Raw genomic sequence first — 20,949 nt, 5'->3', positions numbered from 1 at the left:
CGCCCGGGCTTCCCGGGCCCCTCGACAACCCCTCGGATGGTTACCTGGGCAGCATAGGTGGCTCAGAACTCCTCGTGGTGGCGGGGATTCCCGCCCAGCCGCCGGTGCGGAGGCGCGGAGATCGCGGTCAACTCCTCGGCGTCGAGCGTGAAGCCGAAGACGTCGAGGTTCTCCCGCTGCCGCGCCGGGTCACCGGACTTGGGGATCGGCACCACACCCAGTTGGGTGTGCCAGCGGAGCACCACCTGACCCGGGGTGCGACCATGGGCCGCCGCTGCCGCGGTGACCGCCGGTGCGCCGAGCAGGTCGCCGCCCCGGCCCAGCGGGCTCCAGCTCTCCACCACCACGCCCCTGGCGGCCATCTGCTCCCGCAACTCCTCCTGCGGGAACAGCGGATGCATCTCGATCTGGTTCACCGACGGCAGCACGCCGGTCTCCCGCTCCAGCCGGTCGACGTGCTCCGCCGTGAAGTTGGAGACCCCGATCGAGCGGACCAGGCCCTCCTCGCGCAGTTTGACCATCGCCCGCCAGGAGTCGGCGTAGCGGTCGAGGCGGGGCAGCGGCCAGTGGATCAGGTACAGGTCGACGTAGTCCAGGCCGAGGCGCTTGCGCGACTGCTCGAACGAGGCCAGCGTCTCCTCGTAGCCGTGGTCGCGGCCGGGCAGCTTGGTGGTGACCACGACCTCCTCGCGGCCGACCCCGCTGTGCGCGACACCGCGGCCCGTGCCGGTCTCGTTGCGGTAGTTCACCGCCGTGTCCACCAGCCGGTACCCGGCGCCGACGGCCTCGGCGACCGCGCGCTCGGCCTCCGCGTCGGACACCGGATAGGTGCCGAGGCCGAGGCCGGGCAGCGAGGTGCCGTCGTTGAGCGAGTGGACCGGAACCACGGGCATGGAGTTGACCCTCACGTCCTCGTCGTCGGGCTCGGCGGTCCTGGCCGGACGGCCACGCCGCCGAGTGGAGCCTTGCCGCCAGCCTACGACCGCGCCGATCACCGCCCGGGGCGGCACGCCCGGTCCCGGTGACGGCCGGACGCTGGACAGCACCAGCCGCCGCCCGCACTATGGGAGCGCTCCCATTCTCGGTGCGTCCCCGTCGCGCACCCCCGCACGGACTCCGTCCCCCCACACTCCGGAGACCCCCATGAGCCCGACCGAGCACCATCCGCCGCGCCCCCCGCGCCGCGCCTCCCGACCGCTGCCCGCCGTCCTCGCCGCGCTCCTCGGCGCCGCGCTGGTGTGCGCCCTGACCATGGTTCCCGCTCCCGCCGCGACCCCGGGCGGCGGACGCGCGTCCGCCCGGGGCCAGTCGGCCGCGGCTGCCGCCGACGTCACCGGCAACGCGACCCACTTCGACGGCCTCGGCCAGCCCTACGGCGGCTGCGGCATGCCGCAGTCCGAGCTGGAGACCCAGGACTTCGTGGCCCTCAACGTCTTCGACACCCCGGGCGACTACGCGACGTACCCGCGCCCGGTGCCGCCCGACCAGGCATCGCGGATCGGCGCCTGGGACAACGGGCACAACTGCGGCCGATGGGTGCGGGTCACCATCGGCGACTACTGCACCGGCACCAATGACGGCGCCCCCGGGCAGCCGTTCTGCCGCAACGGCGTGTGGACGGCGGACTCCTACGACGGCGCCACGCTGACCATGCTCGTCGCGGACAGCTGTGCTGACGCCAACGCCTGGTGCCGCGACGACCCGAACCACCTGGACCTCGCCACCGCGTCCCTCAACCGCTTCACCCAGGACGGCGTTCCCGTCACGGGCCTGCCCGACCACTGGAACAACCGCCATGTGTCCTGGAGTTACGTGCCCGCTCCCGGCTACACCGGCGACATCAGGATCGGGTTCCTGCAGGGCGCCCAGCGCTGGTGGCCCGCCGTCTCCGTGTCCCACCTGCCCAACGGGGTGCACGGCGTGCAGTACCTGGCCGACGGCGTTTGGCACGACGCCCAGATGGACGGCGACATGGGCCAGGCTTTCGTGCTGGCGCCCACCTCCTCCGGTGGCACCGACTTCGCCGTCCGCGTCAAGGACGCCTCGGACGCCTACCTGTTCGGCGGCCGCGAGTACGACTTCTCGCTGCCCGCCTCGTGCTCCGGCAGTTGCGGGCCCGCCTACACCGCCGTCACGTACACCACACAGGGCGGCGACACACCCCCGACCACGCCGCCCACGACGCCCCCGACCACCCCACCGACCACGCCGCCGACGACCCCGCCCGGCACGGGCGGCTGCACGGCCACCGTGCACGTCTCCAACTCCTGGCCCGGCGGGTACCAGGCGGACGTCACCGTGCTCAACTCCGGGACGAAGCCGGTCGGTTCGTGGGCGGTACGCCTCGCGCTCCCGTCCGGAACGGCGATCGCGACCGTCTGGAACGCGGCTGTCGACTCGTCGGCCCCGCCGGCCACCGTGCGCAACGCCGCCTACAACGGCACCGTCCCGGCGGGCGGTTCGACCACCTTCGGCATGACGCTGTCCGGCACGAGCCAGGATCTCGGCCTGCCGGTGTGCTCCGCGTCCTGACGCGCACGGGCCCGGGCCGCCGCCGGCGCGGTGGCGGTCCGGGCCCCTTCACGGCCCGCGGGTGCGCGTGCGGCCTCAGCAGCCGATCGGGGACGAACCCACCGCCACGTCGTCGAACCACAGCGTGTCGTCACCGGTGGCGTAGCTCTCCCAGCCCAGCCGCAGTGCCGTCGGGCGCGGCGGCACCGTGCTGCTCAGCCACTGCTGGTCGACGTCCTGGGTGGGCACGCCGTCCAGGTGCAGCCCCGGCACCTGCTGGTCGTCGAGCCAGGTGTCCGCGTGCGGCGCCGAGGTGTCGACGGCGAACCGCAGGCACACCCAGCGGCCGGTGGGCAGCGGGCTGCTGAGCGCCACGCCGGCCGGGCTCTGCGCCGGCAGCGTCGCGTCGTCGGACTCCCGGTTCCACTGCAGAGCCCCGTTCTGCCCGCCGATCCGCAGGGCCCTGCCGCCCTGCGAGGCGTCCGGCATCGAGACGAAGGCGACGTGCGAGACGGGCAGCGCCGTGGTGTGCCGGACCCAAATCCGCAGGTAGACCACCGGGCCGACACCCGACAGGTCCCGCGAGCTCACCGCGAACGCGTGGTTGCAGTAGCCCGCCCTGCCGTCCACCCGCAGCGACTTCGTGCCGGAGTGGGCGACGGCGGAGTCCACCGAGACGCTGCCCGTGCCCTGGCAGTCCGGCGCCGCGGCCTGCCAGTCGCCACCGGGCGAGGTGCCGGTCTGGTCCTCGAAGCCGGAGCAGATCACCGCGCCCGCGCAGTCGGCCGGCGGCGAACTCGGCGGCGAACTCGGGGGAGTGGTCGGGGGAGTGGCCGGGGGTGTCGTCGGCGGCGAGGTGGGCGGCGAGGTCGTGCCGCCGTCGCAGGCGGTCCCGTTGAGGGTGAACGCGGCCGGCGCGGGATCCGAGCCGTGCCAGGTGCCCTGCACGCCGAAGTCGGCCGAAGCCCCGGTGCCCAGGCTGCCGTTGTAGCCGAGGTTCGCCGCGACGACCTGGGAGCCGGTCTGCGTCACCTGGGCGTTCCACGCCGAGGTGACCTGCTGGTCGCCGCCGTAGGCCCAGGCCAGCTGCCAGCCGGTCAGTGGTGCGCCGAGGTTGGTGACACGGATCTGCGCGGTGTAGCCGCCGCTCCACTGGTTGTCCGTGTAGGTCACCGAGCAGCCGGCCGCGGCGCCGCTCGCGGGTACGGCCAGCGCCGCCGGCACGATCAGGGCGACCGCCGCCAGGACGAGCGGCCAGGGCCGGCGCCGTAAGCGGGCGAGCAGGCCGTGCGGTCGGGAAAGTCTCATGGCGCTCCTCCGGAGGTGGGGGGTATGGGAGCGCTCCCATCGTCACAGCGGCACCCGCCGCTGGAAAGCCCGCGGGGGCGGCGGCCCGCAGGCCGCCGCCCCCGTCGAGCCGGGGCCGTGCACGTCAGCCCTTGCTGGACCCCAGCGACAGACCCGCGATGAACTGCTTCTGCAGCAGGATGTAGACCACCAGCGTCGGCACCGCCGCGATCATGGCCGCGGCCGCGATCAGGTTCTGGTTGCTGACGAACTGGCCCTGCAGGTTGGCCAGGGCCGAGGTGACGGGGCGCTTGTCGCCCGACGACATCAGTGTGATGGCCCAGAAGAAGTCGTTGTAGATCCACGTGGTGAGCAGGGTGGCGAGCGCCGCGAGCGCGGGCCGGCACAGCGGCAGCGTCAGCCGCCAGAACCGGGTCCACAGCGAGGCGCCGTCCACCAGCGCGGCCTCGTACATCTCGCCGGGGATCGACTTCATGTAGTTGCTCAGCACGAAGACGCAGAAGCCCAGCTGGAAGGCCACGTTGATGACGATCAGGCCGAAGATCGAGTTGTACATCAGGCCGCTGCTGGACAGGAAGTGCGGCAGCGTGATCTTCAGGTAGATCCGGTACAGCGGGGTGATGATGACCTGCTGCGGCAGCAGGTTGCCGGCCGTGAAGACGATCAGCAGCGCGATGTTGACCTTGACGTTGACCCGGGTCAGCACGAAGGCGACACCCGACGCCAGGCACAGCACGATGATCACCGCGGGGACCGTGATGAGTACCGAGTTCCAGAAGAAGTGCAGCATGTCCGACTGGGTCCATGCTTCACGGAAGTTGTCGAACGTGATGTGGTGCGGCATCGACACGTAGCCGTACTTGCGCGTGTCGGAGTACGGCCGGATCGCCACGTAGAGGGCGAACGCGATCGGCAGCAGCCACAGCACGGAGGCGACGATCAGGAACACCTGGGAGGCGATCTGGCCCCACGGCCTGGACTTGGTGCCCGGGCCCGAGGCGGGCCGGGCGGGGGCGTCGATCCGAGGCAGGGTCTCGGCGCTCATGATGATTCCTCCCGGCGGAAGGTCTGGTAGAGGAAGATGCTGATGGGCACGAGGGAGATGACCAGCAGCACCACGCCCAGCGCCGAGCCGAAGCCGACCCGCTGGGTCTCGCCGACGATGTTCGTCGTCACCAGGACCGACAGCAGTTCGAGTCCGTTGATGCCCTTGTTGGTGATGTACACCAGGTCGAAGGCCCGCAGCGACTCGATGACGGTGACGACCATGATCACGATGTTGATCGGCCGCATCACCGGGAAGACGATCTTCCAGAAGGTCTGCCAGGCGTTCGCGCCGTCCACCAGCGCCGCCTCGCGGAGCGACGGGTCGACGGCCTTGAGCCCGGCCAGGTAGAGCACCATCACGTACCCGGCCTGCCGCCAGGTCGCCTCGAGCAGCACCGCCCACAGGTTCAGGTGTGGATTGCCGAGCCAGTCGATGGCGTTGTCATTGCCGTTGCGGCCGATGACGGTGTTGATCAGGCCGTAGTTCTGGGAGTAGACGAACTCCCAGATGATGCCGACCAGCGCCAGCGACAGCATGACCGGCAGGAACAGGATGCTCTGGTACATCCGGCTGCCGCGGATGCCGCGGTCGATGAGCACCGCGAACAGCATGCCCAGCGGCGTGGCGATCACCACGAACACGGCCAGCCAGATCAGGTTGTGCCGGACCGCCGGCCAGAACTCCGGGTAGATCGTGGCGGCCTGATGGTAGTTCTGCACGCCGTAGACGCAGCCGTTGTTGAGGATCGACGGCATGTTGGGCACGCAGGACTTGGTGTGCAGGCTGCCCACGCCGTTCCACTTGGTGAACGACAGCAGCACGGTGCCGATCGCCGGGAACCACACGAAGGCCAGGTCGAGCAGCAGGGGTATGCCGAGGAGCAGCGCGACCACGATCCGGTCGCGGGTGGTCATCTTGCGCATGCGCCGGCGGCGGCGGGCCGGGACCTTGGTCCTGGCCCCCGCCGCCGCCGGGTCGTGCGCCTGGGAGGCGGAACTCATCAGGAGTAGATCGCCTTCGCCTGGGACTCCGCGCTCTTCTGCAGCGTCGCGATGTTGCCCGTGCTCGGGTCGTCGATGAACTTCTGGATGATCGAGATCATCGCGTTCGCCATCGCCGGGTCGGAGTCGCGGTCCATGAACTGGGCCACCGACTTGCACTTGGCGATCTCCGCCACCGACTTCTTCTGGATCGCGTTGTACGTCGGCACCTGGAGGCCGTTGACCAGGCCGACGTCCCACTGGTCGGTCTTGAGGTACTCGGACTCGGCGGCGCCGGTGCCGATGTACTTCAGGATCGCCTTGGCGGCGTCGGGGTTCTTCGCCTTCTTGCTGAGCATGAAGCCGTCGGTGGGGGCGTCCATGTAGTCCTGGCCCCACTGCGGGTTGATCTCGGGGAAGACGAAGAAGTCCAGGTCGTCCAGGTTGGCCTTGTCCGACACGTACTGCGCGGCGACCTGGTTGGTGCCCTGGAACATCATGCCGGCCTGCTTGGCCTCCAGCGCCTTGGCCGCGTCCTGCCAGATGCGCCCGTTGGCACCGGTCTGCAGGTAGGGCATCAGCTCGGCCCAGTGCTGGAAGACCGTGTGCACGCCCTGGTCGGTCCAGGGGATCTCGTGCTTCATCAGCTTGATGTGGTAGTCGTACCCGTTGATCCGCATGTTCAGGATGTCGAACGTGCCGAGCGCGGGCCAGCCGTCCTTGTCCGCGAACGCGATCGGGATGATGCCGTCCGACTTCATCTTCTTGGCCAGCTGCACGTACTGGTCCCAGGTGGTCGGGACGGTGTAGCCCTTGGCCTGGAAGACGCTCTTGTTGTAGAAGACGACCCACGGGTAGTTGTAGATCGGCACCAGGTACTGGTGGCCGTCCAGGCCAGTGGAGAGCTGCTTGGCGGCGGGGCCGAAGCTGCTGCCGATCGTCTCCCAGACGTCGTCGATCGGCTCGGCCAGGCCCTGGGCCGCGAAGTACTGCATGCGGTAGCCGGCGAACCAGGTGAACAGGTCGTCCGGGGTGCCCTGCAGGTAGCTGGTGATGTTCTGCTGGAACGTGTTGTGGTCGACCGTGTTGACGTTGATCTTCGCCTTGGTCGACGCGGCGGCGGCGGTGGTCAGCGCGGCGAACGCGGACTTGGCCGCCGGGTCGGAGTAGTTCGACCCGAACGTCACGGTGCTGCCGGCGACCGGCGTGGAACCGGACTTCTTCTTGTCGTCCGAGCTGCTGGAGCTGCTGCAGGCCGTCAGCAGGCCCCCGGAGACCGCGGCGAGGCCCGCCGCTCCGGCCGCTCCTCGCAGCAGGTTCCTGCGCGTCGGGGAGCTGAGTCCCTGCGTGTTGCTTCCCGACGACTCGACGTCCGACATGGTGCCTCCATGTGTGTGTGGGCGTATCAGGGGGCCGAAGGCGAATGCTCTGGCGGAGCGGAGGTTTCTGGCGGCTCCAGCACCGATCCGTTTCCAACAGAAGTCACCAAGATGAAACGCCATCGCAACTGCAGGGGTAGTTCTACGCCACATGCACAAGGTCGTCAACGCCCTGATCCGGATGAGTTGCCGGACCGTGATGTGCCGCCTGTGTTGGAACATGTTTGCTTCCGTCAGGGACCTGGTCCGTGACCGAAGCACAAACGTACCGGCCGCCACTCCCCTCACGTCGAGGGGGAGTGGCGGCCGGTTCGGACGGGTGCGCCGATGTGCGGTTCAGGCAGGTGCGGGCGACAGGATGGCCAGATCCGCGGCGCGGACGGAGACCTGTCCCGACGTCAGGCGCAGCGTCACCGTCAGGTGCAGGCCGCTCGCGGTGCAGCCGGGGAGGACCAGGTAGCCGGTCGAGGTGAGGACGACCGCGCCGGGCGCCAGCGCCACCTGGCGGACGAGCGGGTCGAGGACCGGGCAGCCGGCGGGCAGGCCCGTGCCGGCGGCCGACGTCCAGGAGGCCTGCCAGGTCTCGGAGCCCTGCTGCGTGGTCTGCGTGCAGTTGACGGCCGTCGCGGTGGCCGTGGAGGTCTGGCCGGGCGCGATCTGCGCCGGGTCGAAGGACAGGCCGGTCAGCCCGGCGCCGCCCGAGCAGGCGGGCGGCGTGCCCGTGGCGGGCGGGGTGGACGCCGCCGCGGGGAGGGCCGCGCCGAGCACGGCGGCCGCGACGGCGGCGGCCGCCGTCAGGAGTGCGAGAGGTCTGCGAGGCACATCGATTCCTTTCCGACCGCGGGTGCCGGACCCGCGGGACCGATGAGGACGGCACCAAAGTGACGTCGGACGCGGGAGTTGGCAATGGGCCGGGAGGGAAGTTGCCGCCCGCGCCGCGTAGCGCCGCTGCCGCACGCCGCTGCCGCACGCCGTGCGGTGCCGCCTGACCGCGGGTCCGGCCGCTTCCGGCTGCTTTCCGGCTGTTTCCGGCTGTTTCCGACGGCTTTCCGACGGCGTTCGCGAGGGCCCGGGTGACGGCGTTTCCGGCCGCGCGCACGGCTGTCCGCGCACGAATCCGCGGCTCACCCGCCGAACAAAGGGCGATCCGGCGCCCGAATCGCGCCGAAGGGAGAGATCATGCATCCGGGGACACCCGCACCGAAGCGGCCGCCGGCCGCCGCCGGCGAGCCTCCCCGCGCCCGGATCCACGCCCGAAAGGCTCCCATGAAAGCTGAGTTCGCCCCGCCCGCAGGCGCCCCGTACACCCGGATCCTCGGGGTCGGCGCGTACCGTCCCCGCCGCGTCGTGGACAACACCGAGGTGTGCCGCCACATCGACTCGTCCGACGAATGGATCCGCTCGCGCACCGGCATCGTGTCGCGCCGCTGGGCCGAACCGGACGAGACGCTGGGCGTGATGGCCGAACAGGCCGCGAGCAAGGCGATCGCGGCCGCGGGCCTGACGCCCGGCGACATCACCTGTGTCATCGCGGCGACCTTCACCCACCTCATGCAGACCCCGGCCATCGCCACCGAGATCGCGCACCGGATCGGTGCGACGGGCGCCCCGGGCTTCGACGTCTCCGCGGGCTGCGCCGGATTCGTGCACGGCGTGGTGCTGGCCTCGGACGCGGTGCGGGCCCGCGGCGGCCACGTCCTGGTGGTGGGCGTGGAACGCATGTCGGACATCCTCGACCTGACCGACCGTTCGACCGCCTTCATCTTCGGCGACGGCGCCGGCGCGGTGGTCGTCGGTCCCTCCGAGACGCCGGGCATCGGGCCGGTGGTGTGGGGCGCCGACGGGTCGCAGGCCGACGCGATCCGGCAGAGCGTGCCGTGGGACACCCTGAAGAAGGACCCCGGGCACCCGTTCCCCGCGCTCCGGCAGGACGGCCAGCGGGTGTTCCGCTGGGCGGTGTACGAGATGTCCAAGGTCGCCGGGCAGGCGCTCCGGGCGGCGGGCGTGGCGCCCGAGGAGCTCGACGCCTTCATCCCGCACCAGGCCAACGTCCGCATCATCGACAGCATGACCCGCGCCATGGGCCTGCCCGCCCATGTGACCGTCGCCAAGGACATCGTCACCAGCGGCAACACCTCGGGCGCCTCCATCCCGATGGCCATGGACCAGGTGCTGTCCTCGGGAGCCGCCGTCTCGGGCGGCACGGCTCTGCTGCTCGGCTACGGCGCGGGGCTGTCGTACGCGGCGGTCACCGCGGTCCTGCCCTGACGGGACGGCACGGCCGGGCCGGGGCGTCCGCGCTCCCGGCCGGCACGAGGCGGCGGTGGTCCACCTCCACCGCCGCCCTGTGTGGTCACCCCCGAGGGGAAGGAGGCCGCCGGCCGCGGGCGCTGTCAGGTCGCACGACGCCCGGGACCCCGCCTCAGCCGGGGGTTGCGCGGCGGGCACATCCGTACGACGGCGGACGGTCCAGGTGTCCTGGAGCGCGCCGGCCGGGTCCGTGTCATGCCTGGGGATACGCGATCCCGGAAGGTGACCGGCCCGCGCTGGCCGCGCTCGAATCCTCCCAGAGCCGCACGGGCAGGAGGCGAGAACCGGCCAGGGTGATCGCGCTCTCAGCGCTCCATGGGCGGCCCGCTCCCGCCGTCCGACGTCCCTGACGCCACGTCCGGACAGGTCGGCGGCAGGTCGCGGCGGACGGAGCCGTACGCGCCCGGTGGAGCGGCGTCGCCGAGGGCGATGGCCGAAACCCGCCACGGGCGCCGTGGCGGGCCCTCAGGGGCGTCTACGGGGCCGGACGGACAGCGGCTTGCGACCGGAGGGGAGCGCCGTCCGAAGAGCGCTCCGGGCAGGGATCCGGGCAGCCGCCGGTCAGCCGGCCGCGCCCTCCAGCGCCGCCGCCAGCCGGGGGCCGACGTACTCCCGCGCCCAGGCGACCCGTTCGGGCCCGTAACCGCGCGGCACCACCTCGACCAGCATGATCAGGTACAGGTAGCAGCGGTACAGCGCGATCCGCCGCAGCGCGGGTCCGTCGAGCTCCGCGGTCCCGCCGCCCGCCCGGTACCCGGCCAGGAACGCCGTGTCGCGCTCGGCGTCGCCGACGAACAGCGAGAGCGAGGCGAAGTCCGCCAGCGGATCGCCCCACATCATCCGCTCCCCGTCGATCAGCCCGCTGATCGTGCGGCTGCCCACGGGTCCGTCGATCAGCACGTTCCCGGGCCACAGGTCGAAGTGCACCAGCGCGGGCACGTCCACCGCGTCCAGCACGTCCGCGGCGGCGGCGAGGCGGGCCCGCACCACGGGCACCGGGAACGGCAGCCACGCGCCGTACCGTTCGGCGTCGTCCAGCACCGCCCCGGTCATCGCGGCGAACGCGCCGGCCCAGCGCGCGGCGGGCGGGCCGGCCGACGGCGCCGGGTAGCCGAAGCCCGGCCCGGTCACCGTGTGCAGTCGGGCCACCAGCGCGCCCAGGTCACCGCGCAGGCGCTCGCGCTCGGCGTCCGCCATCCGCTCGGCGACCTCCCACCACGGCACCCCGGGCACGTGGGTCATCAGCAGGAACGGCTCGCGGCCCGGGCCTTCGGCGGTCTCGGCGTGCACGACCCGCGGCGCGGGCACTCCCGCCGCGGCCGCCGAACGGTAGAACAGGGCCTCGCCGCACAGCAGTTCCGCCTCGTAGCGCAGGCGCGGACGGTCCGCGGGCGGCGGCACCTTGAGCACCAGCCGCTCGCCGCCGCCGAGTTCGACCGTGTACAGGGCGTTGTAGGTGCCGCCGGTCAGCGCGGTCACCTCCCGCACGGGACCGCCGGTGCCCCGCGCGCCGGCCTCCGCGGCCCGCGCGAGGAACGCCGCGACCCCCTCGTCCGTGACCGTCATCGTCCCGCCCCTCCCCGACGCCGTCCGGCCCGTCACCTTACGCGGTGAGCAGGCCCCAGCCGAGGGCCGCGGCCGCGGCGGCCACGTAGAGCGCGGCCGCGACGCCCACCAGGCGCTCCCGCCGCCGCGCGGACCAGCCGGTGCGGGACAGCAGCCACGCCAGGGCCGGCAGCACGAGCACCGCGTGCAGGCTCACCCCGTGCAGCGGCTTGAGGGCGCCGGTCGAGTGGTAGGCCGCGTCCTGGTGCCCGCTGCGGGTGAGGACGACGCCGCGGGCGATCATCGCCGCCCCCGACAGCAGCCCCACCAGCAGCAGCGCGAACCCGGCGCGCAGCGCCAGCGGCATGCCCGCCGGGCCGTCCGGCCGGTGCTTGAACGCGGCCGCGGCGAACACACCGAGGACCACGACCAGCAGCGCGCCGCCGAACGCGAGCGAGAGGGCGATCGCGGTGTCCACGGGCGTCTCCATGTCGAAGTGCGACGGGCGGTGCCGCCACGCCTGCACGGTGATGCCGGCGACCTCCAGCACGCAGTCGGCGGCGAACAGCCCGAGCAGCACCGCCCGGACGCGGGCGCCGACCCGCAGGTACGACGTCACCCACGCGACGGCGAGCAGCGTCAGCCCGAACGACACCCCGAAGGTGAACGGCTTGCGCCAGGACACCGGGCCGTCCCACGGGCCGCCGGCCACGAAGAACACGACCAGGTGGAAAAGCCCCGACACGATCAGCGCCGCGCCCACCGTCCAGGCCACGCGCTCCACGGGCCGGGCGCGGTGCGCCGCCGTCAGGAACGGGGCGGCACCGGTGGGTGCGGGGGCGGGGACCTCGGGCACGGGCGACACGGCGGACACGCGGCGGCTCCTTCTCGTCGAGCCGGCACATACCGGCGGCGGGGCCCCGCGAGCGGGGCCGCCGAAGAGCGCGGTTGCGCCCGCGAGGGCGGCATCGGCGGCCGGTGACCGGCCGGACACCCGACCCTAGGGCGGGCACGGCACCGCGGTCGTCGTCGCACGGGAGGCGCCGGCACTGCGCCCGGGGGAGTAGGGGCATCGCCGCCCGCGCCCCGGGACCGGGTGCCCGCCACACGGCCTAATGCTGTGGCGGCGCGCCCGCAACGTCCGTAGAGAAGACAGGGAGAGACACAGCCGTCCCGAACACCCCGAGCACCCGGGCACGCAGACACGGCACCCGTTTCAGGGTGCCGGCGCCGCCCGTTCCGGCGTCGGGTTCCGGACCCGGAAGGAGCGCCATGACCCAGGGCGGGCAGATCGCCGAGCCGCAGGAGGAGACCGGCGCCGGTGCCGCGGACGGCCGGAGGCGCCGGCGCCGCAGGCTGCTGCCGTGGAAGCACAAGCGCGACCTGGACCCGGCGCAGTTGCGCCGCCGCCGGTTCACCGTGCGCAGCCTGCTCGCGGTCCTGCTCGTCTGCCTGGGCAGCCTGGGCTGGTCGGTCGGCCGGGCGCTGACGTACCCGGGCAAGGACAGCACCGCCGCCCGCCTCGCCGAATGGGGGCGCGACCACGAACTCGGCTTCGTGGTGAACAAGCTGGAGGACTGGCAGTACCGGATGAACCCGCCCAAGGTGGGCGGCACCCTGTCGCCCGAGGCCCTGGCGCGGATGAACGACACCGCGCCCGCCGTCCCCGCGCCCGCGCACCTCGCCGCCGGACCGCTGGTCCCGCTGCGCGCGCCGATGAAGCCGATGGTCAGCCCGGGCCTGCCCGGCGAGGGGGTGTACCGGACGCTGGCCAGCGCCCATGGCGAGCCCATCGTGCAGGGCACCTATGTGCGGCCCGACAGCGAGCACACCTCGTACGAGGCCGCGGTCGCCTGGATCAGCGGCAAGTACGCGCGCTTCCAGCTGCACCCGGGCTTCAAGGAACCCGGCGGCACCTTCGACGTGCCGCCGACCATCCCCCAGGGGCAGCGCACCGGCCTGGTCGCCACCTGGAACGGCGGCTTCCGGGTGACCGACGGCGGCTCCCGCGGCGGGTTCTACCTCGACGGGCAGACCGCCGGCGACCTGCGCGACGGCACCGCGTCCGAGGTCTTCTACCGCGACGGCTCGATGAAGCTCGGCGTCTGGGGCCGTGACGTGCGGATGACGCCCGACGTGGTGGGCGTCCGCCAGTGCCTGGAACTGATGGTCGACGGCGGCCGGGTCGTGCCCGACATCGACGACGACTCCAAGTGGGGCGTCAGCGACCAGAGCAAGATGTACGTGCCCCGTTCCGGCGTCGGCGTGACCGCGCAGGGCGACGTCATCATGGTCGTCGGGCAGGCGCTGAACGCCCGCTCGCTCGCCGAGCTCATGCAGCGCGCGGGCGCGGTGCGGGCCATGCCGCTGGACATGAACCGCGCCTGGCCGTCGTTCATGTCCTACGACGGCAGCAAGGACCCGTCGAACCCGAAGCCCGCCAACATCCTCGACTTCGAGGACCCGCCGGACCGCTACTACGTCCAGGCGACCCGTGACTTCGTCGCCGTGTACGCCCGTTGAGCCGCATCGTACGCACGCGCGGGTGATCCTTTCCGGCATAGGGTGACCCGGTGACAACAGCCAGCACACAGCAGCGACGTGTCGTGGTGTCCGGCGGCGGCACCGGCATCGGCAGGGCCACCGCGGCCGCCTTCGCCGCCGACGGCGCACAGGTGGTCGTCCTCGGGCGGCGCGAGGAGGTGCTGCGCGCCGCGGCCGAGGAGCTCCGCGCGCAGTACGGGAAGGACGCCGCGGACTACCGCGTCGCGGACCTGACCGAGCCGGCGCAGGTGCGGGAGGCCGCCGCGTTCGTCGCGAGCGGCGGGCCCGTCGACGTGGTCGTCACCAACGCCGGGGGCAACGTCGCCACCGGCGACGACGGCTCCCTGGAGGGCATCGCCGACGGCTACCGCCGCAACTTCGCGGCCAACGTGCTGACGGCGGTGCTGCTCACCGAGGCCCTGCTCCCGCACCTGCGGCGTCCCGGCGGCCGCATCGTCCACCTGTCCTCGATCGCCGCGGTCCGCGGGCCCGGCTCCTACGGCGGCGCGAAGGCCGCCGTCCACGCCTACACCTACGAACTCGCCGCCAGGCTCGGCGCGGAGGGCATCACCGCGAACGCCGTCGCCCCCGGCTTCGTGGGCGGGACCGAGTTCTTCGGCGACCGGGCCACCCCGGAGTTCGTCGCCACCCGCGTCGACGCGACGCTCACCGGGCAGCCCGGCCGGCCCGAGGAGATCGCCGCGGCGATCCAGTACCTGGCGTCGCCCGCCGCCGCCTACGTCACCGGGCAGATCCTGCACATCAACGGCGGCACGGTCCTGGGCCGCTGACCCGCCCCGTCCGGCGGCGGGCCCCGCCGCCGGAGGGGCGGAAACCGTTCCCGCTCCGGCGGGGCCAGGCCGTAGGCTCGACGCATGGCCGGTCATGAGGGAGAGCCCAGCGGCAGCGTCCGCGTCGACAGCTGGATCTGGTGCGTGCGCCTGACCAAGAGCCGGTCGCTGGCCGCGGCCGCGTGCAAGGCCGGGCACGTGCGGGTCAACGGCGAGCGGGTGAAGCCCGCGCAGACCGTGCGCGTCGGCGACGAGGTGCGGCTGTTCCACGCCGGGCGCGAGCGCGTCGTGGTGGTCTCCCGGCTGATCGCCAAGCGCGTGGGCGCGCCCGTGGCCGCCGAGTGCTTCGTGGACAACAGCCCGCCGCCCGCCCCGCGCGCGGAGGCCCTGGCGCTCGGCGTGCGCGACCGCGGTACCGGTCGTCCCACCAAGCGGGACCGGCGCGACATGGAACGGCTGCTCGGCCACTCCGGCGGCCGCCCGCCGCGCCCCTCGGCGGGCTGAGGGCCCGCTCCCGGCGCGCTGCGTGCGGCAGGCGTCGTGCGGAGCGGTCAGTACGACTGGAGCTCGATCAGCACGCCCTCGGGGTCGCGCACGTGGGCCGTGCGCATCGTGGGGCCCCACTCCGGCCGGTCGGTCGGCGGGACCACCGGCCGCGCCCCGTTGGCCAGGCACAGCGCGTAGCCCGCGTCCACGTCCGCGACCCGGCTCACCATCATCGCCCGGTCCTGTGCGGCCGGCGTCCGCGCCGGCAGGTGCTCGGTGCCCACCACCGCGGCCATCGCGGCACGGTCGAAGAGCATCACCGCGCCCTGCGCGCCCACGTCCCAGCTGGCGTACGGGCCCCGCACGTCGCCCCTGGTGCGGGAGGCGCCGATCAGGTCGGGCAGCACCGCGTCGTAGAAGCGGAAGGAGGCCGCGAAGTCGCTGACCAGCAGGCGCGGGTGGAGTGCGTCCATAGGGACCTCCGGGGTTTCGGGACTCGGGTCGGGGTGGGACTCATAACGGGGGAGGGCCGTGCGGGGGCGGGGCTCGGGACGGAACCCCCTGACAGGCGGAAAATGGGTGCACAAATGATGGGTGCGCACCCATGATGGGAACGACCCTACGATAGTCCCATGGACGCCATGGGCCGGACGACACCGCCGACGCTGACCGGGCTCACCACCTACCTGCTGTCCCGGACCGGCAAGGCGGCTCGCGGCGCGCTCGCCGCGCGGCTCGCGCGCCGGGGCCTGCGGTTGTGGCACATGGCGGTCCTGGCCGCGCTCGCGGACTTCGGGCCGCACGCGCAGCGGGAGCTGTCCACCCGGCTGGGCATCGACCCCAGCGACGTGGTGAAGGTGGTCGACGAGCTGGCCGCGCCCGGCTACGTCGAGCGTTCCCGCGACCCGGCCGACCGCCGGCGCGTGCGCGTCGCCCTCACCCCGTCCGGGCGGGCGGCGCTGGCGGAGCTCAACGACGCGGCGCAGGAGGTGGGCGGTGCGGTTCTCGCTCCGCTGGACGCCCGGGAGCAGGCCACCCTGCACGCCCTGCTGAGCAGGGTGTACGCCGGAATCGAAGAGTCCTCGACCCCGTAAACTTGCAGTGCTAGTTTGCGAGGGCGGCACGACCGCAGCAGGCATCACGCCGGACCCGCCACCCGAGGAGCACCCGATGCGCCCAGTCCACTTCGCCGCCGCCCGCCGCACCCCGATCGGCCGGCTGCGCGGCGCGCTGTCCACCGTGCGCCCGGACGACCTGGCCGCCACCGTGCTGCGTGGCCTGCTGGCGGATGTGCCGGCGCTGGACCCCGCGCGCGTCGACGACGTCTACTGGGGCGCCGCCAACCAGGCGGGCGAGGACAACCGCAACGTGGCCCGGATGGCCGTGCTGCTCGCCGGCCTGCCCGACAGCGTGCCGGGCGCGACCGTCAACCGGCTCTGCGCGTCCGGCATGGAGGCCGTCACCAGTGCGGCCCGCATGATCGCCGCCGGCGAGGCCGACATCGTGGTGGCCGGCGGCTCGGAGTCCATGAGCCGCGCGCCGTTCGTGCTGCCCCGCCCGGACGAGGCGCTGCCGCGCGGCCTGCAGACCCACGACACGCGCCTGGGCTGGCGGCTGACCAACCCGCGGATGGCCGAGCTCCACGGCGTGCTGTCCATGGGTGAGACCGCCGAGGAGGTCGCGGAGCGCCACGGCGTCACCCGCGCCGACCAGGACGCGTTCGCGCTCCGCTCGCACCGGCTGGCCGCCGCCGCCCGCAAGGACGGCCTCTTCGACGCCGAGATCCTCCCCGTCACCCGGCCCGACGGAGTGGTCGTCAGCGAGGACGAGTCCATCAGGGAGGACACGACCGCCGAGCGCCTCGCCGCGCTCAAGCCGGTCTTCCGCGCCGGCGGCACCGTCACCGCGGGCAACTCCTCGCCGATGAACGACGGCGCGGCCGCGCTGCTGCTGGTCAGCGAGGAGGCCCTGGACGATCTGGGACTCGAGTCGCTCGGCCGGTACGCGGCGGGCGCCAGCGCCGGCGTCCACCCCGACGTGATGGGCGTCGGGCCGGTTCCCGCGACCCGCAGGGCGCTCGACCGGCTCGGCCGCGGCATCGACTCCGTCGAGGAGGCCGAGTTCAACGAGGCGTTCGCGGCCCAGGCCCTGGCCAGCGTCCGCGCACTGGGTATCGATCCCGACCTGGTGAACCCCACCGGCGGCGCCATCGCCCTCGGGCACCCGCTGGGCTGCTCGGGCGCCCGCATCCTCACCACGCTGCTGCACCGGATGCGCCGGACCGGCGCGAGCCGCGGTCTGGCGACGATGTGCGTCGGCGTCGGCCAGGGATCCGCGGTGCTCGTCGACCGCTGACATCCCGTCACGCCCGGCCGGAAGGACGGCCGGCGCCGCGAACGGACCGCCCGCCGTGCGCTACTCGACCTCGATGCCGTGGTCGTGCAGCAGCGCGGTGAGGGCGGCGGGGCCGCCGTAGCCCTTGCCGCCGGACACGAACGCCCAGTCGTCCGCGCCGCGCCGGCGGAACGAGCCCAGCACCAGAGCGGTCTCGCCCGGCCTGCCGTCCGCCACCGGCAGCCGGTCCACCTCCTGGCCCGCCGGGTCGGTCAGCCTGATGCGGGCGTCCGTGAAGCCGGTCAGGTCCCCGTCCGGATCCGCCACGGGATCGACCGCGGCGACCAGCACCACACGGTCGGCCTCCGCGGGCAGCCGGTCGAAGTCCACCCAGATCGCCGCCTTGTCCTCGCCGAGGCCCGGCATCATCCGCACGCTGCCGTCCGGCGTGCGCGGGTTGTTGTAGAAGACGAACCGGTCGTCGTCCAGTGCCCGGCCGCCCCGGCACACCACGGCGCACACGTCGAGCCGCACCCCGCCGGCCCACCACATGCCCAGCACGCTCGCGTCCGGCTCGTCGTCCGGGCCGGACACGGCCGGTGGCGCGGCGGCGGGAGAGGAGGCCCCGGGGCCCAACCGCCCGCGCAGACCGTGCTGGTGCAGCAGTTCCACCAGATCGGTGCCGGACACCAGGGTCAGCGGCTTGCCGTGCGCGAACGTGTGCGACGTCGGGCCGAACCCCGACGTGGTGATGAGCACGCCCTTGTTCGCGCCGACGCTCTGCACCGTGCCGTACAGGTCGCGCACGGCACTCGGTGAGACGGTGTTGCGGTACCGCTTGACCTGCACCACGATCGTGCCGCCGCGGATCGGATCGGGGTCCAGCGCGTCCACGTCCACCCCGCCGTCGCCGGAACGGACCGTGGTCACCGCCTGCATCCCCATGGCCCGGAACAGCTCGGCGACCAGTTCCTCGAACACCAGCGGGTCCATCGCCAGCAGATCGGGCTCGTCGTCACCGCCCTGCGCGGCGACCGCACGACCGCCGGCGCCCGGCAGCCGTACCGGGGTGATCGCGGCCCGCCGGTCCGGCCGGGCCGACAACTGGCCCGCCAGCGCCTGCTCCAGGCAGTCCACCGCGTTGACCTGCGCCAGGTTGAGCGCGGTGAAGTCCTCCCGGTTCACCAGCACCGACGCCAGGAACACCGGGGTGCGGTGCCCGGTCGCCGGATCGGTCTCGTCCACGAAGCCGTTCAGCGCCACCGACTCCACCGTCCCCGAGGGATCGGCGCCGAACACCTCCCGCAGCACCAGCAGCACGCACTGCGCGAGCACGTCCCGGTAGGCGGTCCTGCGCTCCGCCACCGGACGCGCGACCTCCTTGTCCCGGTCCACGCCCGGCATGTAGCGGACCGACGCCGCCTCGGGCACCACCGCGGGGCCCGGCAGTTCCCACGACAGCACCAGCCGCCGCTCCGGCCCCTCGTACGAGGCGGACAGCTGCCGGGGCAGCCCCTGCGGCCAGGCACGCGAGGCGTACAGCACCGCGCTCATGTACTCCTGCACGGCGTCGGGTGCGCCGCGGCTCACGCCGTCCAGCAGATCCCGCACCCCCGCGTTGTGCCGGCGTATCTCGCCCAGCCGCTGGTCGGCCCAGCGGCGGTACTGCTCCTGGTAGGCGGCCAGTTGCCGCTGCCGCTGCGCCTCTGCGGCCTGCGCCGCCCGCAGGTCGGCGGCGTACTGCGCCCTGGCCGCGTCCTCCTGGGCACGCCGGCCGCCCCAGCCGGCGCGCTGCTGCGGCGCGTACTGCTCGGACCGGGGCATCGGGACCGGCACGGCGAGCGGGCCGGGCGCGAACGGCTCCAGCCGCTCGTCCGCCATCAGGTCCGCGGGCGTGAACGCCGCCACCGCGCACCCGGTGCGCAGCAGGTCGGCCAACTCAGCCATCCTGGCCTCGAGTTCGTCGGTGCGCCGGCGGGCGTCCGCCTCCCGGCGCGCCCGGTACTCGGCCTGCTGCTCGCGCCGGCTGCGGGCCAGTGCCCGCTCGGCCGCACGCTGCTGCCGCTCCGCGTCACGCTGCTGCTGCACCCGCGCGCGGTGCTGGGCCTCCTCCTGGCGCTGCCGCTGGCGCTGGACCTCCGCCCACGCGGACCCCACCCCGGTCGAACGACGGCTCATGCGCTGGCGGCTCCCTCTCGGCGCGGACGGCGGGCCGGTGGCACCACCTGCCCGGAAGCAGCCGGGCAACCGACCTTATCGCCGGGTGAACGGCCACGTCACCGCGGCGGTTCCCCTGGCGCGCGGGCCCGACGCGGGGCGGTCGCCGTACCCGCCGTCCGGGCGCCGCCGGCCGGCCGCCGCCACCGGGGCGACGGCCGGCCCGCGGAGTGCCGCGGCCCGCGTCAGCGCGCCTTGGCGCTGTGCCGTCGGCGCAGCACCACGACGGACACCACGGCCACGACGGCCAGGCCGCCGCCGATGTACCAGGCCGTCGCCGACGTCGTCGAGGACTTGGCGGAGGCCGGTGACACCGGCTGGTCGCGCGGGGTGGCCGCCTCCGCGGCCTCGTCCGCGCGCCCCGTCGCGGCGGGGGTGCCCGCGCTTCCGGTGTGCCCGGCCGCTCGCGGCTGCTCCGCCTGACCGGCCTGCCGGTCCGGCTCCGCCGCCGAACCGGTGGCGTCCTGCAGCGCCGCGGACCGCACGGTGTTGAGCGTGCCCACCGACGTGGTCTGCCCCGCCGCCTCGAATCCCCAGTCGAGGAGCTTCGCCGCCTCGTCGTACACGGCGTTCTGGATGCCGGACTGAGGGTTCATCACGGTCGCGATGAGCGTGCGGCCGTTGTGGCGGGCCGCGGCGATCAGGGTGTTGCCGGCGTTGGTGGTGTAGCCGTTCTTCACGCCGACCAGCCCGGGGTAGGGCGTCACACCCTTGGCGCCGGTCAGCAGCCGGTTGGTGTTCTGGATGCCGAACGACTGGACGTAGTTGCCGTGCGCGTCGTAGCCGCCGGGGAAGTCGGCGTCCTTCGTGGAGCAGTACTCGGCGAAGTCGGTGTTCTGCAGGCCGGCGCGGGCGAACACGGCCAGGTCGTACGCCGACGACACCTGCCCTTCCGCGTCGTAGCCGTCCGGCGAGACGACGTGGGTGTCGTTCGCGCCGAGCATCCTGGCCTTGGCCTGCATGTCGCTGACGGTCTCCGCGACCGAGCCGTTCATGTGGGCGAGCACGTGGACGGCGTCGTTGCCCGATGCGAGGAAGACCCCGCGCCACAGGTCGGCGACCGTGTAGGTCTGCCCCACCTGGATGCCGACCAGGCTGCTGCCCGCGCCGATGCCCGCCAGGTCCGCGTCGGTGACCTTGTGGGTCGTCTCGCGGGAGAAGCGCGGCAGGACGGTGTCCGCGAACAGGGTCTTGAGGGTCGAGGCGGGCGGCAGCTGGCGGTGGGCGTTCTTGGCGGCCAGCACCTGCCCGGTGGTCGCGTCCGACACGAGCCAGGACAGTGCGGAGATGCCGGACGGCGGGTCGGGCACACCCGCGTCCGGTTCCGCCTGGACGCCGGACTCGAAGAGCAGCGCGCCGCCCCCGGCCATCGCGACGGAGGACGGGGATCCCTGCGAGCCGTGCCCGCCGCCGTCCTCGGCGGCGGCCGTGCCGGCGGTGGGCACCACGGACAGAGCGCACAGCCCGCACGCGGCGGCCAAGGTCGCGGCGGTGCG

18 protein-coding genes are annotated in these 20,949 nt (G+C 73.4%); 7 read left to right on the top strand and 11 right to left on the bottom strand.

Annotation, left to right across the window (positions count from 1 at the left end; genetic code table 11):
- Window positions 1–62 precede the first annotated feature (62 nt).
- On the bottom strand, window positions 63–893 hold the full coding sequence (locus BMW99_RS22790; protein ID WP_069462170.1) for an aldo/keto reductase: 831 nt from the start codon (window positions 891–893) through the stop codon (window positions 63–65).
- A gap of 250 nt (window positions 894–1,143) precedes the next feature.
- Between BMW99_RS22790 and BMW99_RS22785 the strand changes: the two genes are divergently transcribed.
- Window positions 1,144–2,532 carry a cellulose binding domain-containing protein gene (locus BMW99_RS22785; RefSeq protein WP_075017435.1) on the top strand — a complete coding sequence of 463 codons (1,389 nt, stop codon included), beginning with the start codon at window positions 1,144–1,146 and terminating at the stop codon, window positions 2,530–2,532.
- A gap of 75 nt (window positions 2,533–2,607) precedes the next feature.
- Here the strand turns inward: BMW99_RS22785 and BMW99_RS22780 are convergent, their stop codons facing one another.
- The 5 genes from BMW99_RS22780 to BMW99_RS22760 all read right to left on the bottom strand — a co-directional run bounded on the left by BMW99_RS22780 (window position 2,608) and on the right by BMW99_RS22760 (window position 8,048).
- The gene (locus BMW99_RS22780) at window positions 2,608–3,819 is read right to left on the bottom strand and encodes a cellulose-binding domain-containing protein (protein WP_075017434.1); all 1,212 of its coding nucleotides are present in this window, start codon (window positions 3,817–3,819) and stop codon (window positions 2,608–2,610) included.
- A 124-nt stretch (window positions 3,820–3,943) separates the two neighbouring features.
- Window positions 3,944–4,864, bottom strand: a complete 921-nt coding sequence (locus tag BMW99_RS22775) for a carbohydrate ABC transporter permease (protein WP_079138655.1) — start codon at window positions 4,862–4,864, stop codon at window positions 3,944–3,946.
- Entirely contained in the window at window positions 4,861–5,868 is a 1,008-nt protein-coding gene (locus BMW99_RS22770) for a carbohydrate ABC transporter permease (protein ID WP_069465055.1), read from the bottom strand. Before BMW99_RS22770 ends, BMW99_RS22775 begins: the two co-directional genes overlap by 4 nt.
- Window positions 5,868–7,163, bottom strand: coding sequence for an ABC transporter substrate-binding protein (locus BMW99_RS22765; protein ID WP_069465060.1), 1,296 nt, complete (start codon window positions 7,161–7,163; stop codon window positions 5,868–5,870). Before BMW99_RS22765 ends, BMW99_RS22770 begins: the two co-directional genes overlap by 1 nt.
- A gap of 399 nt (window positions 7,164–7,562) precedes the next feature.
- Window positions 7,563–8,048 (bottom strand): hypothetical protein, encoded by a 486-nt coding sequence (locus BMW99_RS22760; protein ID WP_069465056.1) that lies wholly within the window; start codon window positions 8,046–8,048, stop codon window positions 7,563–7,565.
- Between the two features lie 444 nt (window positions 8,049–8,492).
- On the opposite strand from BMW99_RS22760, the gene BMW99_RS22755 reads away from it, so the two are divergent.
- Entirely contained in the window at window positions 8,493–9,494 is a 1,002-nt protein-coding gene (locus tag BMW99_RS22755) for a beta-ketoacyl-ACP synthase III (RefSeq protein ID WP_069465057.1), read from the top strand.
- A gap of 603 nt (window positions 9,495–10,097) precedes the next feature.
- Here the strand turns inward: BMW99_RS22755 and BMW99_RS22750 are convergent.
- Both BMW99_RS22750 and BMW99_RS22745 read right to left on the bottom strand, forming a co-directional pair.
- On the bottom strand, window positions 10,098–11,102 hold the full coding sequence (locus BMW99_RS22750) for a phosphotransferase family protein (RefSeq protein WP_069465058.1): 1,005 nt from the start codon (window positions 11,100–11,102) through the stop codon (window positions 10,098–10,100).
- Between the two features lie 37 nt (window positions 11,103–11,139).
- Window positions 11,140–11,946 carry a hypothetical protein gene (locus BMW99_RS22745; protein WP_407640313.1) on the bottom strand — a complete coding sequence of 269 codons (807 nt, stop codon included), beginning with the start codon at window positions 11,944–11,946 and terminating at the stop codon, window positions 11,140–11,142.
- 407 nt (window positions 11,947–12,353) lie between these two features.
- Here BMW99_RS22745 and BMW99_RS22740 point away from each other — a divergent pair, with 407 nt between their 5' ends.
- The 3 genes from BMW99_RS22740 to BMW99_RS22730 all read left to right on the top strand — a co-directional run bounded on the left by BMW99_RS22740 (window position 12,354) and on the right by BMW99_RS22730 (window position 14,920).
- Window positions 12,354–13,604, top strand: coding sequence for a phosphodiester glycosidase family protein (locus tag BMW99_RS22740; protein ID WP_069467246.1), 1,251 nt, complete (start codon window positions 12,354–12,356; stop codon window positions 13,602–13,604).
- A gap of 50 nt (window positions 13,605–13,654) precedes the next feature.
- Window positions 13,655–14,416, top strand: coding sequence for an SDR family NAD(P)-dependent oxidoreductase (locus BMW99_RS22735; protein ID WP_245791588.1), 762 nt, complete (start codon window positions 13,655–13,657; stop codon window positions 14,414–14,416).
- Between the two features lie 84 nt (window positions 14,417–14,500).
- Complete coding sequence (locus BMW99_RS22730) at window positions 14,501–14,920, top strand: RNA-binding S4 domain-containing protein (RefSeq protein ID WP_075017433.1); 420 nt, start codon at window positions 14,501–14,503, stop codon at window positions 14,918–14,920.
- Between the two features lie 47 nt (window positions 14,921–14,967).
- Here BMW99_RS22730 and BMW99_RS22725 read toward each other — a convergent pair whose 3' ends face one another.
- Window positions 14,968–15,375 carry a VOC family protein gene (locus BMW99_RS22725; protein ID WP_075017432.1) on the bottom strand — a complete coding sequence of 136 codons (408 nt, stop codon included), beginning with the start codon at window positions 15,373–15,375 and terminating at the stop codon, window positions 14,968–14,970.
- A gap of 159 nt (window positions 15,376–15,534) precedes the next feature.
- Between BMW99_RS22725 and BMW99_RS22720 the strand changes: the two genes are divergently transcribed.
- Window positions 15,535–15,996, top strand: coding sequence for a MarR family winged helix-turn-helix transcriptional regulator (locus BMW99_RS22720; RefSeq protein ID WP_256090468.1), 462 nt, complete (start codon window positions 15,535–15,537; stop codon window positions 15,994–15,996).
- 76 nt (window positions 15,997–16,072) lie between these two features.
- Window positions 16,073–17,257 (top strand): thiolase family protein, encoded by a 1,185-nt coding sequence (locus BMW99_RS22715; protein ID WP_075017431.1) that lies wholly within the window; start codon window positions 16,073–16,075, stop codon window positions 17,255–17,257.
- Window positions 17,258–17,317: 60 nt separating this feature from the next.
- On the opposite strand, the gene BMW99_RS22710 is transcribed toward BMW99_RS22715, so the two are convergent.
- Both BMW99_RS22710 and BMW99_RS22705 read right to left on the bottom strand, forming a co-directional pair.
- The gene (locus BMW99_RS22710; RefSeq protein ID WP_069466191.1) at window positions 17,318–19,414 is read right to left on the bottom strand and encodes a restriction endonuclease; all 2,097 of its coding nucleotides are present in this window, start codon (window positions 19,412–19,414) and stop codon (window positions 17,318–17,320) included.
- Window positions 19,415–19,638: 224 nt separating this feature from the next.
- Entirely contained in the window at window positions 19,639–20,901 is a 1,263-nt protein-coding gene (locus tag BMW99_RS22705) for a D-alanyl-D-alanine carboxypeptidase family protein (RefSeq protein ID WP_069466190.1), read from the bottom strand.
- Window positions 20,902–20,949 lie beyond the last annotated feature (48 nt).

The sequence above is a fragment of the Actinacidiphila rubida genome (assembly GCF_900110255.1).
Taxonomy (GTDB): domain Bacteria; phylum Actinomycetota; class Actinomycetes; order Streptomycetales; family Streptomycetaceae; genus Actinacidiphila; species Actinacidiphila rubida.
This window is presented reverse-complemented; position numbering and strand designations above follow the sequence as displayed.

What these genes read in the sequence shown, in the direction of transcription:
- BMW99_RS22740 (WP_069467246.1), top strand. Translation starts at nt 12,354, where the DNA reads ATGACCCAGGGCGGGCAGATCGCCGAGCCGCAGGAGGAGACCGGCGCC.
- BMW99_RS22720 (WP_256090468.1), top strand. Translation starts at nt 15,535, where the DNA reads ATGGACGCCATGGGCCGGACGACACCGCCGACGCTGACCGGGCTCACC.
- BMW99_RS22755 (WP_069465057.1), top strand. Translation starts at nt 8,493, where the DNA reads ATGAAAGCTGAGTTCGCCCCGCCCGCAGGCGCCCCGTACACCCGGATC.
- BMW99_RS22750 (WP_069465058.1), bottom strand. Translation starts at nt 11,102, where the DNA reads ATGACGGTCACGGACGAGGGGGTCGCGGCGTTCCTCGCGCGGGCCGCG.
- BMW99_RS22790 (WP_069462170.1), bottom strand. Translation starts at nt 893, where the DNA reads ATGCCCGTGGTTCCGGTCCACTCGCTCAACGACGGCACCTCGCTGCCC.
- BMW99_RS22710 (WP_069466191.1), bottom strand. Translation starts at nt 19,414, where the DNA reads ATGAGCCGTCGTTCGACCGGGGTGGGGTCCGCGTGGGCGGAGGTCCAG.
- BMW99_RS22780 (WP_075017434.1), bottom strand. Translation starts at nt 3,819, where the DNA reads ATGAGACTTTCCCGACCGCACGGCCTGCTCGCCCGCTTACGGCGCCGG.
- BMW99_RS22775 (WP_079138655.1), bottom strand. Translation starts at nt 4,864, where the DNA reads ATGAGCGCCGAGACCCTGCCTCGGATCGACGCCCCCGCCCGGCCCGCC.
- BMW99_RS22725 (WP_075017432.1), bottom strand. Translation starts at nt 15,375, where the DNA reads ATGGACGCACTCCACCCGCGCCTGCTGGTCAGCGACTTCGCGGCCTCC.
- BMW99_RS22715 (WP_075017431.1), top strand. Translation starts at nt 16,073, where the DNA reads ATGCGCCCAGTCCACTTCGCCGCCGCCCGCCGCACCCCGATCGGCCGG.
- BMW99_RS22785 (WP_075017435.1), top strand. Translation starts at nt 1,144, where the DNA reads ATGAGCCCGACCGAGCACCATCCGCCGCGCCCCCCGCGCCGCGCCTCC.
- BMW99_RS22730 (WP_075017433.1), top strand. Translation starts at nt 14,501, where the DNA reads ATGGCCGGTCATGAGGGAGAGCCCAGCGGCAGCGTCCGCGTCGACAGC.
- BMW99_RS22770 (WP_069465055.1), bottom strand. Translation starts at nt 5,868, where the DNA reads ATGAGTTCCGCCTCCCAGGCGCACGACCCGGCGGCGGCGGGGGCCAGG.